Consider the following 15,237-nt stretch of genomic DNA (forward strand, 5'->3'; position numbering starts at 1 on the left):
CACACCGACGAGCCGATGTGCCGTGCCCGTTGACGACCAGTAAGTTCGTCAGCGCAGGCAGGTGACGGAGGTGGCCGATGGCACGCAAGGCGAAGAAGGGCGAGCCCGAAGCCGAGGGCTTGTTCACCCCGAAGAAGGCACGCAACGCGCTCGCCGTTGCGAAGGTCGTCGGCCCCGCGGTGATCCCCGTGGTGGCGCCGTACGCCGTGCGTGCCGCGGGCGCGGCCCGCGACGCCTACGACCGCTATCAGGCCCGCAAGCTGGGCGTCGCGGTCGACCAGCTCGGGGAGTTCACCGGCCGGGGCGCCGGTCTGCACGCCCGCATCGCGGGCCTCGCCGAGGGCACCGCCGAGCTGCGTGACTCGGAGCGGGCCACCGACGAGGACCGCAAGTTCGCCGACAAGACCGGCGCGACGCTGCGGCAGCTGGCCGCGGCGGTGCGGGCGGCGGAACGGATGCCGTCCACCCGCCGCCGCGCCGCCCACCGCGCCGTCGCCGGCGAGCTGGACCACCTGGAAGGGCAGCTGCTCCACCGGCTCGGCATCTAGGAAACGGTCACGAAGCCCTTCGCGACCATCCAGTCCTTGGCGACCTCGCTCGGGTCCTTGCCGTCGATGTCGACCTGCTTGCCCATCTCGATCATCTGGTCGTTGGACAGCGCCGCCGACACCGGAGCCAGCACCTCGCGGATCCGCGGATGCTGGTTCAGGAAGTCGACCCGCAGCGTCGGTGACGCGTTGTACTGCGGGAAGAACTTCTTGTCGTCCTCCAGCACCTTCAGGTTCAGCCCCGCGATCCGGCCGTCGGTGGTGAACACCTCGCCGAAGTTGCAGGTGCCGCTGGCGACCGACGTGTAGATCGCCCCGGTGCCGAACTGCTTGATGTCGGTCGACGGGAACCCGTAGACCTTCTGGACGCCGGGGAACCCGTCCTGCCTGCTGGAGAACTCGGTCTCCAGGCAGAAGACCGCCTGGTCCGGATTCTCCTTGAGGAACCGGGTCATGTCCGAGTTGGTCTTCAGGTTGTGCTGCTGCGCGTAGGCCGCGGTGGTGGCGAACGCGTAGGTGTTGTTCACCGGCGAGTACTCCAGCCACGCGACGCCGAACTGCTCGGCGTCGGCCTTCTTGACCGCCTCGAACTGCTCCCGCTCGTCCGGGATGGGGTCGGTGTTGCCCTGGTAGTTGATCCAGCCGGTGCCGGTGTACTCCCAGGTCAGGTCGACGTCCCCGGACAGCAGCGCCTTGCGGGCGTTGACCGAGCCCTTGATGTCGGTCAGGTCGCTCACGTCGGCACCCGCTGCCGCCAGTGCCAGCTCGGCGATGTAGCCGAGCAGGATGTTCTCGGTGAAGTCCTTCGACCCGACCGTGATGTCGACACCCTGCAGCTCGGGGATCGCCTTGATCGACCCCGGCCCGACCTCGTAGGGCAGCGCCGCGTTGGTCTCCAGCCCGCAGCCGGACACGGTCGCCGCCAGCAGCGCCGCGCCCAGCACGGCCTTCATCCGGCGCCTCATGCGTTCAAACCCTTCGGCCCGAGGAACTGTTCGGCCACCGCGCCGACCCAGTCGACGAGCAGCGCCAGTGCCACCGCCAGCACCGAACCGGTGATCATCACGCGGTCCAGCTGCAGCTTGTAGCCGGTGTCGATGAGCACGCCGAACCCGCCGCCGTCGACGAAGACCGCCAGCGTCGCCGTGCCCACCGCCAGGACCAGCGACGTGCGCAGGCCGGCCAGGATCAGCGGCATCGCCAGCGGCAGCTCGATGCGGCGCAGGACCGCGCTCGCCGACATACCGATGCCGCGGCCGGCGTCGATCAGTGCGGGGTCGACCTGCTGCAGGCCGACCATGGTGTTACGCAGCACGGGAAGCAGCGAGTAGAAGGCCAGCGGGATCGAGATCACCCACAGGCCCTCCCAGCCGGTCCACAGGAAGAACAACACCAGCACACCCAGTGCCGGGGCGGCCTGCCCGATGTTGGCGATGGCGAGGAAGAACGGTGCCAGCACCGTCGCCCCGGGCCGGGTCAGCACGATGCCCAGCGGCACCGCGATGACCACGACCAGCGCGGTCACCACCACGGTGATCAGCAGGTGGTCGCCGAGGTTGACCAGCAACGCCGAGGCGTTCAGGGTCTCCTGCTCGTTCGGCTTGAGCTCGCTGGAGAACACCCAGATCAACACGGCCGCGACCACGACGAGCACCACCGCGGGCTGGGCGAACAGCCGGATCTTCTCCGCCCTGGTCGAGCCCGACTCGGTGCTGAAACCGGAGGTGTCGGTGGCGGGCTTCACGGACGCGGTCACGACTCGTCCCCGTGCTCGGCGCGCAGCTGCTGGATGGTGTTCATCACCGTGTCCAGGTCGATGGTGCCGACGTACTCACCACGCGAACCGGTCACCGGGACCGCCCCGCCCTCGGCGAGCATGGCCTCCAGCGCGTCCTGCAGCGTCGACTGCGTGCTCACCACGTCGCCGAGCGGGCGGCCGGCGGTGGCCAGCGACGTCGCCGCGGTCAGGTCCCGCCGGTGGGCCCAGCGCACCGGCCTGCGCCGCTGGTCGAGCACCAGCACGTAGGGAATCCGCTGCTTGGCGAGCTTCTCCCGCACATCGGCGATCTGCTCGTCGACGCCAGCGGTCAGTGCCTCGTTCTTGACCTCGACGTCCCGCACCCGCAGCAGCGTGAGCTGCTTGAGCGACGCACCGGCGCCGACGAAGCCGGCGACGGTGTCATCGGCGGGGTTGGCCAGGATGGCGTCCGGGGTGTCGTACTGCAGGATCGTCGAGCTGTTGCCGAGCACCGCGATCTTGTCGCCCAGCTTGACGGCCTCGTCGAAGTCGTGGGTGACGAACACGATCGTCTTGCGCAGCTCGGTCTGCAGCCGCAGCAGCTCGTCCTGCAGGTTGCCGCGGGTGATCGGGTCCACGGCGCCGAACGGCTCGTCCATCAGCAGCACCGGCGGGTCCGCGGCCAGTGCCCTGGCCACCCCGACCCGCTGCTGCTGACCGCCGGAGAGCTGGCGGGGATAGCGGTCGCGGAACTGCGCGGGGTCGAGGCCGACGAGGTCCATCATCTCCTCGACCCGGTCCTCGATCTTCTTCTTGTCCCAGCCGAGCAGGCCGGGCACGACCGCGATGTTCTGCGACACGGTGAAGTGCGGGAACAGACCGGCCTGCTGGATGGCGTAGCCGATCTTGCGCCGCAGCTCGTCCGGGTTGAGCGAGAGGGCGTCCTCACCGCCGATGGTGATCCGGCCCGACGTCGGCTCGATCAGGCGGTTGATCATCCGCATGGTCGTGGTCTTGCCGCAGCCCGACGGGCCGACGAAGATCACGATCTTGCCCGCGGGCACGGTCATGGTGAAGTCGGCTACCGCGGGCTCCTTCTGCCCCGGATAGCGCTTGGTCACCTGTTCCAGCTGGATCTCGACCCCGGAGACGGCGTCGTCTTCCGCGGTCTGGTCTGCGACGGTCACGTTCTCAGCCACGGACACCCCTCGAGACGGTCAGGCGGTTGATGACGAAGTAGACGCCCTCCAGCAGCAGGGCGAGGATGACGACGCCGAGGGTTCCGGCGATCGCGTTGTTGAGCGCGTTGGCGCTGCCGGCGTTGGCGAGGCCGGTGAACACCGGCGCGCCGAGGCCGGGCCCCTTCGCGTACGCGGCGATGACGGCGATGCCCATCAGCATCTGCGTTGCCACCCGCATCCCGGCGAGGATGGCCGGCCAGGCCAGCCGCATCTCGACCCGGGTGAGCACGCCGAGCCTGCTCATCCCGATCCCGCGCGCGGCGTCGGCCACCGCGGGATCGACACCGCCCAGTCCGACGATCGTGTTCCGCACGATCGGCAGCAGGGCGTAGAGCACCAGCGCGATCACCGTGGGCTCGGTGCCCAGGCCCACGATCGGGATCAGCAGGCCCAGCAACGCGAACGACGGGATGGTCAGGATGGTGCTGGCCAGCGCGGTGGCCAGCGCGGAGCCGATCGGGGAGCGGTAGACCGCCACCCCGATCAGCACCCCGAGCACCGCCGCGATGACGGTGCACTGCACGACCGCCGACAGGTGGAGCAGCCCCATCAGGGACAGCTTGTCCCACCTGTCGGCGACGAACTCGAAGAAATTCACGACCGACGGCTCCTGCCGAGCAGCCGCCGGCGTCCGCCATTCGTTCGTTCCTCGTGCAGTTCACGCAGCGAACGCATCATGGCGTCCTCCTGTTTCATCAACGGATCCTGGGAGAGATCACGCCACACCGCGATACACAGGCCGACCATGACGACGACGAATGGCACCGCGATGAGAATTGTCAGATTCTGCAGACCCTTCAACGCGTCGTTGCCGCCGACGAGCAACATCACCGCCGCGACGAATCCCATCAGCACGCCCCAGAAGATCACCACACCCTTGGTCGGATGCACGGATCCCTTCTGCGACAACGTGCCCATCACGACCGATGCGGCGTCGGCCCCGGAGACGAAGAAGATCGACACCAGGATCATCACGATGATCGCGATGGGGACGAACCACGGCAGGGTCTCCAGCAGCTTGAACGTCGCCTCCTGTTCCGAACCGGAACCGGCGATGTCGACGCCCTGCCGCTGCTTGCTGATCGCGGCGCCGCCGAAGATGGCGAACCAGATCAGGCTGACGACGCTGGGCACGGCGATGACGCCGATGATGAACTGCCGGATGGTCCGCCCGCGCGAGATGCGCGCGATGAACATGCCGACGAAGGGCGTCCAGGAGATCCACCAGGCCCAGTAGAAGACCGTCCACCCGCCGAGCCAGGTCTGCATCTCCTCGCCGCCGGTCATCCCGGTACGGCCGGACATCTCCGCCAGCTCACGGAAGTAGTCACCGATGGCGCCGGGCACGATGTTGAGGATCAGCACCGTCGGGCCGACCACCAGCACGAACACCGCCAGCACCGCGGCGAGCACCATGTTGATGTTGGACAGCCACTGGATGCCCTTGGCCACACCGGACACGGCCGACGCGATGAACGCGATGGTGAGCACCGCGATGATGCCGACCAGCAGGCCCTTGCCCGGGTTGTCGATCCAGCCGACGGCACCCATACCGCCGCCGACCTGCAGTGCGCCCAGCCCGAGCGAGGCGGCCGAACCGAACAGCGTGGCGAAGATCGCCATCACGTCGATCGCCTTGCCCAGCGGGCCTTCCGTGCGCCGCGTGCCGAGCAGCGGCGCGAACACCGAGCTGATCAGCTGCTTGCGGCCCTTGCGGAAGGTGCTGTACGCGATGGCCAGGCCGACGACGGCGTAGATCGCCCACGGGTGCACGGTCCAGTGGAACAACGTCGTGGCCATGGCCGTGTGCACGGCCTCGTCCGAGTTCGGCTGCGCGGTTCCCGGCGGCGGGCTCGCCATGTGCGAGACCGGTTCGTAGACGCCGAAGAACATCAGGCCGATGCCCATGCCGGCGCTGAACATCATGGCGATCCACGACGAGGTACGGAACTCGGGCCGTTCCTTGTCGCCGCCGAGCGGGATCCGGCCGTACCGGCTGATCGCCAGTCCGATCGCGAACAACACGAACCCGCTGGCGGTGAGCACGAACACCCACCCGCCGTACGGGATGACGGCCTCGTTCAGCACCGTCTTGGCGACCGCCGCCAGATTCTCCGGCAGGAAGACGCCCCACAGGATGATGGCGATGGCCAGTACGGCGGCGACACCGAACACGATCTTGTCGGTTTCGGCTGGTCTGTCGGCGGCGATCTCGAGGGGAACATGGTCGTCGGGGGAATGACCGGCACCGGTGGTGTCCGGCGCGTTCGCGAGGTCGGAGGTGGTGGCGCTCACGGCGCCCGCACCACCCTCCGGCACCTCTTCTTCGCCTGGCTTACCGTCCTGCGAGCTCATATTCCTCTGCACGCGCCACGGTCGGCGCGTCCTCCTTCCGACCCGGTGTAACCCGTTTGGTGCAATGCACCCTAGTGGTCGAAAGCCGCCGAGGTGCCTCGAACACGGCCCCCGACCGCCTCGAACAGTGGCACAACATTTGCGGATCGGCCGGAGATCGGCAAGCACGAAACAGCTTCGATTAAGCAGGAATTACATGGTGGTAACCCCGCTGATCTGCGCGGATACCCCGAAGGTTCCACTTTCATCACCACGCCGAATACAGCGTGTTCACCAGACGGGCAGGATTCCCGTCACATCACCCGGTCACCTACGCTACGGCGGTGAGCAGGACCCGGAGCGACCACAGCGCGTTACGCGCCGTGCGTGGCGGGCTGCTCGCGGTGAGCGCGCCCGCGCTGGCGGTGTCCGCACACTCCCTCGGCGGGGGCGGGACCCCCGACCTGTCGCTGACCCTCCTGCTGACGGTCCTGACCAGCTGGGTCGCCACCGAGCTGGCCGAGCGCACCCGCGGACCGCTGGGAATGCTCGCCGTGCTGGGCACCGGCCAGCTGGTCATGCACATCGTGCTGACCGACCTGATCCCGCATGGGCACGGCGCGAGCACGGTGAACGGCTGGACCATGACCGCCGCACACGTGGTGGCCACCTGCCTGACCGCCGGGATGCTGTCCGCCGCGGAACGGTGGCTGGTCGCGGCCGCGGCGGGGATGCGCAGACTGATGCCCGTCGTCCGGCTGTCCGCGCCGGTTCCGCCGCGACCCCAGCGCCCCGCCGTCACGTTCGCACCCGGACCGGAGCTGACGCCGCTGCTCGTGCGTCGCGTCCACGGCAGGCGCGGCCCGCCCGTCCACTCCTGAAACCCCAGCAACTCACGCGTGCCGTTCGGCGAACGGCGCGAACCAACCTCTGTGTTTCAGGAGTACCTACCTACATGTCGACATCCACAACCCTGCGTCGCGCCGCCGTACTCGTCGGCGTCGCCGGAATGACCACCCTGCTCGGTGGCGGGATCGCCGCCGCGCACGTCACCGCCAACGTCTACGGCGCCGAGCCCACCAAGGGTGGCTACGGCGCGTTCGTGCTGCGAGTGCCCAACGAGGAGCCCGACGCCGGGACCACGAAGGTCGAGGTGTCCTTCCCCGCCGAGTACGCGCTCACCTCGGCCCGCACCCGGCCGCTGCCCGGCTGGACCGCCAAGGTCGAGAAGGTGAAGCTGCCCACGCCGGTGAAGAACAGCAAGGGCGCCGACGTCGCCGAGGTCGTCAGCAAGATCAGCTGGACCGCGCAGCCCGGCGTCAAGATCGCCGCCGGCTCCACGGAGTTCCAGGAGTTCGAGGTCGTCGTCGGTTCACTGCCCAATGTGGACACCCTGGTGATCCCGGCCGCGCAGACCTACGAGAACGGCAAGGTCGTGAACTGGGACGCCCCGCCGCCCCCCGCCGGCGGTGAGGAACCCGAGCACCCCGCGCCGACGGTGAAGCTCGCGGCGTCCACAGGGGACGGTCACGGCCACGGCGAGACCAAGGCCGACGGTGACCACGCCCAGGCCGCCTCGGCAGGCACCGACAACACCGCCCGCTGGCTGGGCGGCGCCGGTCTCGCGGTCGGCGCGCTCGGCCTGGGCATCGGCGCGGGCGCGACCCTGCGGGCCAGGAAGTTGGCGGCGCCGAAGGACAACGCATGAGGCGCGCGCTGATCGCACTCGCCGTCGCCGCGGCGGCGGCACTGGCACTGGCCCCGCCCGCGGCGGCGCACAACGTGCTGGTGGCGTCCGACCCGGCGAAGGGCTCGTCGATCCCGGCCGGACCGCCGAAGGTCACGCTGACCTTTGACCAGTACGTGCAGGCCGCCGACGTCAACGAGATCGCCGTCACCGGTCCCGGTGGCGGCCAGTGGGCCGAGGGACCGGTCGAGGTGCAGGGCAACGCGGTCACCGCGACGCTGCGCCCGCTCGGCCCGGCCGGCGAGTACATCATCGGGTACCGCATCCTGTCCGCGGACGGGCACTCGGTGTCCGACGAGATCCGGTTCACCCTGACGCAGGCCGGTAACGGCACACCAGCGTCGGCCGACGCGGCCAAGTCGCCGGGCGCGGCCAAGCCGGCGTCCGGCGAGAGCGACAGCACCGGCGTACCGCTGTGGGTGTGGATCGCCGGTGCCGTGGTGCTGCTGGCGATCGGGCTGGTCGTCGCGCTGCGACTGGGGAAGGAGCCCGCGCAGAAATGACGGAGACCGAGACCACCTCGCGGGTCCGCTACAGCACGCTGCTGGTCACGCTGACCACGGCGGTGGTGGGCACACTGATCGGGGTCGCCATCACGGCGACCGCGCCCATCCCCGGCGTGACCGACGTCAGCGAGGTGGTCTCGGTCGCCATCCCCGTCGTGCGGGTCCTGCTGGACATCGCCGCGGTCACCACGATCGGGCTGGCCCTGCTGTCGGTGCTGGTCGGCTACGACCGGCCCAAGCTGACCGAGCCCGTGCTGAAGCTGACCAGACCGGCCGCCGTCGCGTCGGCGCTGGTCTGGTCGGTCACCGCGCTCGTCGCGCTGGTTCTGCAGACAGCCGAGTTCAAGCCGGGCAACGCCACGATCGGCGCGAGCGACGTGTGGGACTACATCGTGCAGGTCGGCGCCGGCAAGGCGTTGCTGGTCGTCGGCGTTCTGGCGCTGCTGATCGCCGGGCTCGGCGTGCTGACCGTGCGGCACGGCGAGAAGGTGCCCGCCGAGGTCCGGGTCGGGCTGGGCCTGTTCGCGTTGCTGCCGCTGCCGGTGACCGGCCACGCGTCGAACTGGAACTACCACGACTACACGATGATCTCGATGGAGCTGCACGTGATGAGCGCGGTGGCCTGGACCGGCGGGCTCGGCGCGATGGCCGTGCTGCTCGTCGGCAACCGGACGCTGCTGGCCCGCGCGCTGCCCCGGTTCTCCAAGCTGGCGACGCTGTGCCTGATCATCTCGGCGGCCACCGGGCTGTTCAACGGGATCGTCGAGATCAACCTCAACCCCAACATGGACCTGTGGACCGGCCTGTTCACTACGCCGTACGGGCAACTGGTGCTGCTCAAGGTCGTGTGCACCGGGGTCATCGCCCTGCTCGGGGCACAGGTGCGCTGGCGGCTGCTGCCGAAGATCATCCGGCACCAGCGCACCGCGCTGGCCACCTGGGCGACCGTCGAGCTGGCGGTGATGGGACTGGCGTTCGGCTTCGCCGTCGTGCTCACCCGCGCGCCGGTGGCGTGACATTCGGCCGAATGGCCGTTTTTTGGATCTTCCGGTCACAACGGTGACCTTCGGCAGGCATCCTCTCCGGTGACCTCCGGAGGGGAGCCGATGGACGGGATCGTTCCCGAGCAGTTGAGCAGGGCGACCGCACACTTCGTCAACCGCTCGGCGGAGCTGGCGACCCTCGACCGCATCCTCGACGAGCACCGGTCCCGGCCTGTGCTCGTGGTGATCAGCGGACCGGGCGGTATCGGCAAGAGCGAGCTGGCGCACCGCTGGGCCGAGCACGCCAAGGCCCGGTTCCCGCGCGGGCAGCTGGAAGCCGACCTCGGCGCGTTCAACAAGGACGGCCGCGTCGACCCCGCCGAGCTGCTCGGGCAGTTCCTGCGGGCGCTGGGCGTGGAACCGGCCGCCGTGCCGATCGGGCTGACCGAGCGGATCGCCATGTACCGCACGCTCACCGCCCGGCGGCCGCTGCTCGTCCTGCTGCACGACGCCGCCGACGCCGCCCAGGTCACCGACCTGGTACCTGCCGCGCCGACCAGCATCGTCGTGGTGACCAGCAGGCACCGGCTGGGTGCGCTGAACGCCAAGCACGACACCCGGCCGATTTACCTCGACCCGTTCGAGACGCGGCACGGCGTCGAGCTGCTGCGTAGCATGCTGGGATCCGACACGGTGACCGACGCGGACCCGGATGTGAAGCTGGTCGTGGAACGCTGTGCGGGATGGCCGCTGGCCGTCGCCGCGGTGGGCGCACAGCTCGCCGTCCAGCGCTTCCCCTCGTTCGCGGGCACCGCCGACGAGCTGCAGGGCAGCAGGCGGCGGGCAGCGGAGAACGAGGACGAGAAGGGACTCTCGGTGTCCGCCGCGCTGGAATTCTCCTACCGCAAACTGCCCGCCGACGCGGCCGCCCTGTACGTGGCACTGGCCCAGCACCCCGGCCCGGACTTCGGCGTCGGCGTCGCGTCCGCCGCCGTCGACCGCAGCCAGACCGAGGCCAGGAGGCTGCTGATCCAACTCGCCGAGGCCTCGCTGCTGAACGACAAGCCGGGCGAGCGATACGAGTTCCACGACCTCGTCCGCGAACACGCCGAGGAGAAGGCCCGCGAACTGGGCACCGACGAGCCGAGGGCAGCCTGGCGTCGCATCGTCGAGTGGTACCTGCGTGCCGCCCAGGCAGCCGAGGACCACCTGACCACGCCCGACCAGGACCGCATTCCCTACGAGTTCGCCTTCCCGCTGGCCGACTCCGGCTCGCTGCCGCCGCCCGAGCGGGCGCTGGCCTGGCTGGAGACCGAACGGCTCAACCTCATCGCGGCCATCAACTCGGCCGAACGCCGTCGCGAACCTGAACTGGCCTGGCAGCTGGCCGCCGCGATGTGGCCGCTGTTCCTGCTGCACAAGCACTACCGCGACTTCGTGACGGTCAGCCAGCTCGGCGTCAAGGTGGCCGCCAAGTGGGGCAACCCGCTCGCCGAGGCGCTGATGCACAACCGCTGGGCGGCCGCCCGCCGCGCGACCGGTCTGTTCGACGACGCCGTGAAGCACTACACGGCTGCCCGCGACGTCCTGCCCGAAGGCGTCGGCGAGGTCCTCGCGCTGCGGTCCGTCGAGGGCCTCGGGCTGGTCGCGCTGGCACGCCGCGACCTGGACGAGGCCGCGGCCCGGTTCACCGAGGTGCTCGACCTCGCCGACCGGCTCAACCGGGAACACGACGCCGCACTGGCACTGGTCAACCTCGGGGTGACGCTGACCGACTCCGGCAACGCGACGGAGGCGGTCGGACGGCTCGAGCGAGCCGTCGAGCTGCTCACCGAGCACGGCAACGAGTACAACGTGGCCCGCGCCCGGACCGGGCTGGGCCGTGCGCTCACCGCGGCGGGCCGGACCGCCGAGGCCGAGGAACACCTGACCGCCGCACTGGAGGTCATGCGGGCCAGCGGCTCGCAGTTCGAGGAGGCCAGGGCCATGCACGGGCTCGGCGACCTCGCCGAGGCGACCGGCGACGCGGCCGAGGCACGCAGGCTGCACACCGAGGCGCTGGCCATCTACGAGAAGCTCGGCCGGCCCGAAGCCGGCCCGTTGCGGGAGCAGCTGGAGCGCGCGCAAATCGAGCCCAGCTAAGGGTCAAGTAGCGCAGCGTAGTCATTCCCGCGCGAACGGGGGACACTATCTGTCATACAGGGTGACCAGGAGGGCCGAATTCACTACGCGCAGCGTGTTCGTTTCGGAGAAACGGCGAACGGTCATTTTCCAGCGCCGAACATCACCGGAAAAGCGCTGTTGACGGCCCTCCGTTCAGCGGTATCGACTCCACCGGGTGTCGGTACGACCGTCGCGCAGATCGCGTAGGCGGCCTTTCAGCTCACCCCGGACAAAGGGATGACTGCGCAGGATGGGCAGCACGCTGGTCGCCAGCTTCAGCTCCCTGGCCGCACGCAGAGTAGTGAAGCCGGGCCAGCGGGTCACGTCGAAGCCGTACCCGTCGGCCAGCATCCGGTACCGGCCCGCGGGGTCGCCGAAGCGTTCCCTGCCCACCGCGAGCGGCGTCAGGTCCCACTCCGGCGGGCCGACGCAGCTGGAGTCGAAGTCGCACAGCACCGGCCCGTCCGGACCGACCAGGACGTTGCCAGGGTGGGCGTCGCCGTGGATCAGCGAGGTCGGCAGCACGAACTCGACCCTGGCCAGTGCGTCCTCCACCTCGGCGCAGCGGTCCAGCAGGAACCGCCGGTCCCCCTCGTCGAGTTCCTCGGCGTCGTCGATCCGTGCCCGCACGTCGGCGACCGGCGTCCACGGGCCGACCCCCTCGGGAACCGGCAACGAATGGACCTTTCGCAGCAGAAACGCCAGGTCAGCCGCGGTGGACACGCGGGGCCCGGCCGGCACCCGCTCCCACACGGTCACGATGTGCTCGCCGACCCGCATCGGCTGCTCGACGCCGGGCAGCAGCCGGATGGCCGGCACGCCGTGTTCGGCCAGGTAGGAGGCCACGGCGACCACCTTGGCCGCGCGGTGCCGCAGCGCCAGCGAACCACACACGCGGACGACGACCCGGTCGTCGGCCAGCAGGTAGACCGCGTTGTTGGTGAACCGCAGCAACCGGGCGCCCTGGTGGGCGAGCCCGAGCAGCTCACAGGTCCGCCGCAGCACGTCGGCCAGGGTCTCCGCTGTGAATCGGCCGTCCACTCTGCTCTTCCGGCCTGACCAGCGATTCGGCTCAGGCGGCGTAGAAGGCGTTGATCCGGTCGGCCAGGTCGCGGGCGTCGGTGTTGTTACGCCGCCGCTCGGCCTCGACCTTCAGCGGCTCCATCCGGTCCTTGACCCGGGCCGACTTGAGCCCCTCCGCGGCGTCCAGCGCCTTCCCGCCCACCTTCGCGCCCTGGTCGATGTCGCCTTCGAGCAGGTGATTGACCGCCAGCGCACTGAGGTTGAACGTCTTGCTGCGCGCCATGTCGTCGCCGTAGGCCTCGACGGCCCTGGTCAGCGCCGGGATGGCGTACTTGGTGTGCTCCAGCTTGCCCTCGATGGCCAGCGCGGTGTGCACGGTGCCGATCATGGCGTAGACGTCGGTCTCGTTGAAGAACTGCACCCAGGACTCGGCGCTGGCGATGTCGGCCCGCGCGAACTCGTCCTTGGTGCGGCCGAGCAGCTTGACCGCCTGCTCCTCGTTGCCCATCATCGCGTAGGCCCACGCCTGGTTGGCGCACAACACGGAGATCGCCAGCTCGGAGCCCGATTCCTGGGCCGCGATCTGGCCGAGCTGGAACAGCTTCAGCGCGTCGTTGGGGGCGTGCTGGTGCAGGTAGACCCGGCCCATCCGGTAGAGCACGTTGGCGACCAGCGGGTTGTTGTCACCCTGTTTGGCCAGGTCGAGCGCGTTGGCGAAGTGGCCGCGTGCCGAGTCGAAGAGCCCGGTGTCGAACGAGGTCCAGCCGGCGAGGCTGTGCAGGTCGGCCAGCGCCACGTAGAGCCGCGACTTGACCAGCTCGGCGCCGCTCGCCTCGAGCATCTGCTGTCCCCAGGACAGCTGCGCCACCACCGCGTCCCGGCAGAAACCACCGCCGTACTGGTAGTCGAGCGCGCGCAGCGCCCTGGTCGCGGCCTCCATCTGCCGCACGTCGGTCATCCCGATCCGACCGGGCGCCGGTGTCCTCGCCGGCGACGTCGCCCAGGCCTCGGAGGTCGGCCCGAAGACCGCCGCTCCCATCGTCACCTGGGCGGCGTGCGCGAGGAACTTCCGCCGTTTCACGGTCTCGTCCTCCTCAGCCTGCCGGCCGTCGGCAGCGCCGACGACCTGTATCGCCGTGGCCTCGTCGTAGGCGAGGCCCATGTACCCCCTGGCGACACCCAGGCCATCGGCGATCCGCACCAGGACGTCGTAGGCCATCACCTGCCGACCCTTGAGGATCTCCGACACCTCGGACTGCGACTGACCGGTCATCGCGGCTATCTGGCGCTGGGACACGCCGTGTTTGCGCAGAAGGCGGTACACGGTGCTGATGTCCCGGGAAGCCAGTGCGTCCCGCATGTCCGGCTGCTCCCAGGCAGCCGGCGGAATGGGGTTTCCGGCGTCCATGCGCCCCCCTCACAGTCCGTTGGGCGTCGATTGACAGCGTAGGCACACCTATTCAACCGTGCGAAGTGCCAAAAGTAGAGGCTGATCGGCCCGACCGAACTCCGATGACCGTTCATCGGCGCCCTCCGGCCGGTCGGCGCGGCGAGGTGCTGTTGAGCTTCTATCGGCCCGGGTTTCATCGCAATGTAGTTCGCAGTTCCCTGTGAGCGAGCCGACACAGACGGCGATCACGCTCAGCAACCACCAAGGGGAACCCGGTACGGAGAGCGACGACAGAGCGGAGTGGACGCGGTGCAGTTCGTGGAATCGAGCACTACAGGCACGGTGCCCCGCCCCGGGCGTCCGGCCCTCCGTTCCGTCGGCCACGTGCCGGCGCGCCCCGTGAGCCAGCCCGGCACGGAGTCCATCCGTCGCCAGGAAGGCGGGCACACGGTGTGGCGCGTGCAGTGTGGTGACGTGATCAACCGGGAGCGCTGTGTCACGGTGTTCGTGGACGACAGTGAGGTCGTGCTGGTCGGGCCTCCCGGGGAAACCGCGCGGCTGACGGGTGGCCAGCTCGGCCAGCTCAGAGCCGCGCTCAACGAAGCCGCCAAACTGGCGGAAAGGTGACGGTGAGTTCCAGGTGGATCAGATCCTCGGTCAGGTACTCCGCAACGCCGTGTGGGAGCGCCTCGACATGCTGGCCGACCTCGCCAACCGCGCTGACGCCGCTTCTCTGGTCTCGGTGGCCCGGTCCGAACTGCCCCGGTTGACCGAAGGCTGGCGCGCGATGCTCAAGGCCCACGAGCCGGACGAGCGTGGCGACTGCCCAACCTGCTCGACGCGTTGGCACCGCTGCAAGGCGCCGTGCTCGGTGTGGCAGGTCGCCCACGAGCACCTGGTCGCCGGCGGCCTGGCGCCCCAGCAGGATCTACGCAAGCGCGGCCGTCGCGCGGCGCGGGTGGCCGAGCAGGTCGCCTCGACCGGACGGCACGCACTGGTCACGCCGCGGCAGGCGGTCGCCGGAGCCCCGTGACCCCTTGATCTCGGTGAATGCCGACCGGCCGACAGCCCCGATCGTGCCGACGTCCGTTCACCGAAACTCCGGCGGCCGGTTCGTCCGTACCCCCGAGCGACACGAGCCGGCCGCCGGTACCACAACCGACGAAAGTCCCACGATTAATCGGGGAATTTCGTCACAATGCCTAGCCAGAGCGGTAATCGATCGTTACTGTTGATCATGTTGGCCGCCACAAAAATTGCATATCGCAACCTGTGGCTCCCCGCCCACAGAGTGGCCCCGCATTCTCCGCGGGCCGGTGCTGTTGCACTCCCCCTCCCCCGACCGGCACCGGCCCGCGGTTTCCACGTGTCTGAAGCACGTGAAGGCCACCTTCACCACGTGAGACGTCAGAGCCTCGGCATGGTCGTGGGCGGCGACGGCCTGGGGCCGTTGGCAGGGGCGCTGTGGTTGCGTCTCGCGCAAGTACGGTGCCGTTGGTGGCGGCGGGGTGTTGTCTCGTTCGTGGTGGCTGGTGGGGTGGGTGTGCTGGCTGGTGCCGGTGTG

15 protein-coding genes are annotated in these 15,237 nt (G+C 69.5%); 8 read left to right on the forward strand and 7 right to left on the reverse strand.

Going from position 1 to position 15,237, the window contains the following annotated elements; translation table 11 throughout:
- Positions 1 to 77: 77 nt before the first annotated feature.
- Entirely contained in the window at positions 78 to 548 is a 471-nt protein-coding gene (locus EWH70_RS21555; RefSeq protein ID WP_130477251.1) for a DUF6474 family protein, read from the forward strand.
- Here the strand turns inward: EWH70_RS21555 and EWH70_RS21560 are convergent.
- The 5 genes from EWH70_RS21560 to EWH70_RS21580 are packed head-to-tail and all read right to left on the reverse strand — an operon-like array spanning position 545 to position 5,882.
- Positions 545 to 1,513 carry a glycine betaine ABC transporter substrate-binding protein gene (locus EWH70_RS21560; RefSeq protein WP_130477252.1) on the reverse strand — a complete coding sequence of 323 codons (969 nt, stop codon included), beginning with the start codon at positions 1,511 to 1,513 and terminating at the stop codon, positions 545 to 547. The genes EWH70_RS21555 and EWH70_RS21560 overlap by 4 nt on opposite strands.
- The gene (locus EWH70_RS21565; RefSeq protein WP_240687128.1) at positions 1,510 to 2,304 is read right to left on the reverse strand and encodes an ABC transporter permease; all 795 of its coding nucleotides are present in this window, start codon (positions 2,302 to 2,304) and stop codon (positions 1,510 to 1,512) included. Before EWH70_RS21565 ends, EWH70_RS21560 begins: the two co-directional genes overlap by 4 nt.
- The gene (locus EWH70_RS21570) at positions 2,301 to 3,491 is read right to left on the reverse strand and encodes an ATP-binding cassette domain-containing protein (protein ID WP_420809081.1); all 1,191 of its coding nucleotides are present in this window, start codon (positions 3,489 to 3,491) and stop codon (positions 2,301 to 2,303) included. The genes EWH70_RS21565 and EWH70_RS21570 overlap by 4 nt, the downstream gene beginning before the upstream one ends.
- Positions 3,478 to 4,077 (reverse strand): ABC transporter permease, encoded by a 600-nt coding sequence (locus EWH70_RS21575; RefSeq protein WP_420809082.1) that lies wholly within the window; start codon positions 4,075 to 4,077, stop codon positions 3,478 to 3,480. Before EWH70_RS21575 ends, EWH70_RS21570 begins: the two co-directional genes overlap by 14 nt.
- Positions 4,078 to 4,121: 44 nt before the next feature.
- Positions 4,122 to 5,882, reverse strand: a complete 1,761-nt coding sequence (locus tag EWH70_RS21580) for a BCCT family transporter (protein WP_130477254.1) — start codon at positions 5,880 to 5,882, stop codon at positions 4,122 to 4,124.
- Positions 5,883 to 6,205: 323 nt separating this feature from the next.
- Here EWH70_RS21580 and EWH70_RS21585 point away from each other — a divergent pair, with 323 nt between their 5' ends.
- The 5 genes from EWH70_RS21585 to EWH70_RS21605 all read left to right on the forward strand — a co-directional run bounded on the left by EWH70_RS21585 (position 6,206) and on the right by EWH70_RS21605 (position 11,239).
- On the forward strand, positions 6,206 to 6,742 hold the full coding sequence (locus EWH70_RS21585) for a hypothetical protein (protein WP_240687130.1): 537 nt from the start codon (positions 6,206 to 6,208) through the stop codon (positions 6,740 to 6,742).
- Between the two features lie 74 nt (positions 6,743 to 6,816).
- The gene (locus tag EWH70_RS21590) at positions 6,817 to 7,569 is read left to right on the forward strand and encodes a YcnI family copper-binding membrane protein (protein ID WP_130477255.1); all 753 of its coding nucleotides are present in this window, start codon (positions 6,817 to 6,819) and stop codon (positions 7,567 to 7,569) included.
- Positions 7,566 to 8,111, forward strand: a complete 546-nt coding sequence (locus EWH70_RS21595) for a copper resistance CopC family protein (RefSeq protein WP_130477256.1) — start codon at positions 7,566 to 7,568, stop codon at positions 8,109 to 8,111. Before EWH70_RS21590 ends, EWH70_RS21595 begins: the two co-directional genes overlap by 4 nt.
- A complete protein-coding gene (locus EWH70_RS21600; protein WP_130477257.1) occupies positions 8,108 to 9,130 on the forward strand; it encodes a copper resistance D family protein in 1,023 nt (340 codons plus the stop codon). The genes EWH70_RS21595 and EWH70_RS21600 overlap by 4 nt, the downstream gene beginning before the upstream one ends.
- Before the next feature lie 90 nt (positions 9,131 to 9,220).
- Positions 9,221 to 11,239, forward strand: coding sequence for a tetratricopeptide repeat protein (locus tag EWH70_RS21605; protein WP_130477258.1), 2,019 nt, complete (start codon positions 9,221 to 9,223; stop codon positions 11,237 to 11,239).
- A 174-nt stretch (positions 11,240 to 11,413) separates the two neighbouring features.
- Here the strand turns inward: EWH70_RS21605 and EWH70_RS21610 are convergent, their stop codons facing one another.
- Together EWH70_RS21610 and EWH70_RS21615 are read right to left on the reverse strand one after the other, a co-directional pair.
- Positions 11,414 to 12,301 (reverse strand): phosphotransferase family protein, encoded by an 888-nt coding sequence (locus EWH70_RS21610; protein ID WP_130477259.1) that lies wholly within the window; start codon positions 12,299 to 12,301, stop codon positions 11,414 to 11,416.
- Positions 12,302 to 12,332: 31 nt separating this feature from the next.
- Positions 12,333 to 13,643 carry a helix-turn-helix transcriptional regulator gene (locus EWH70_RS21615; protein ID WP_130477312.1) on the reverse strand — a complete coding sequence of 437 codons (1,311 nt, stop codon included), beginning with the start codon at positions 13,641 to 13,643 and terminating at the stop codon, positions 12,333 to 12,335.
- A gap of 339 nt (positions 13,644 to 13,982) precedes the next feature.
- Here EWH70_RS21615 and EWH70_RS21620 point away from each other — a divergent pair, with 339 nt between their 5' ends.
- Both EWH70_RS21620 and EWH70_RS21625 read left to right on the forward strand, forming a co-directional pair.
- The gene (locus EWH70_RS21620; RefSeq protein WP_130477313.1) at positions 13,983 to 14,300 is read left to right on the forward strand and encodes a hypothetical protein; all 318 of its coding nucleotides are present in this window, start codon (positions 13,983 to 13,985) and stop codon (positions 14,298 to 14,300) included.
- Positions 14,301 to 14,313: 13 nt separating this feature from the next.
- The gene (locus tag EWH70_RS21625) at positions 14,314 to 14,706 is read left to right on the forward strand and encodes a hypothetical protein (protein ID WP_130477260.1); all 393 of its coding nucleotides are present in this window, start codon (positions 14,314 to 14,316) and stop codon (positions 14,704 to 14,706) included.
- Positions 14,707 to 15,237 lie beyond the last annotated feature (531 nt).

Source organism: Amycolatopsis suaedae, assembly GCF_004214935.1.
Lineage (GTDB): Bacteria > Actinomycetota > Actinomycetes > Mycobacteriales > Pseudonocardiaceae > Amycolatopsis > Amycolatopsis suaedae.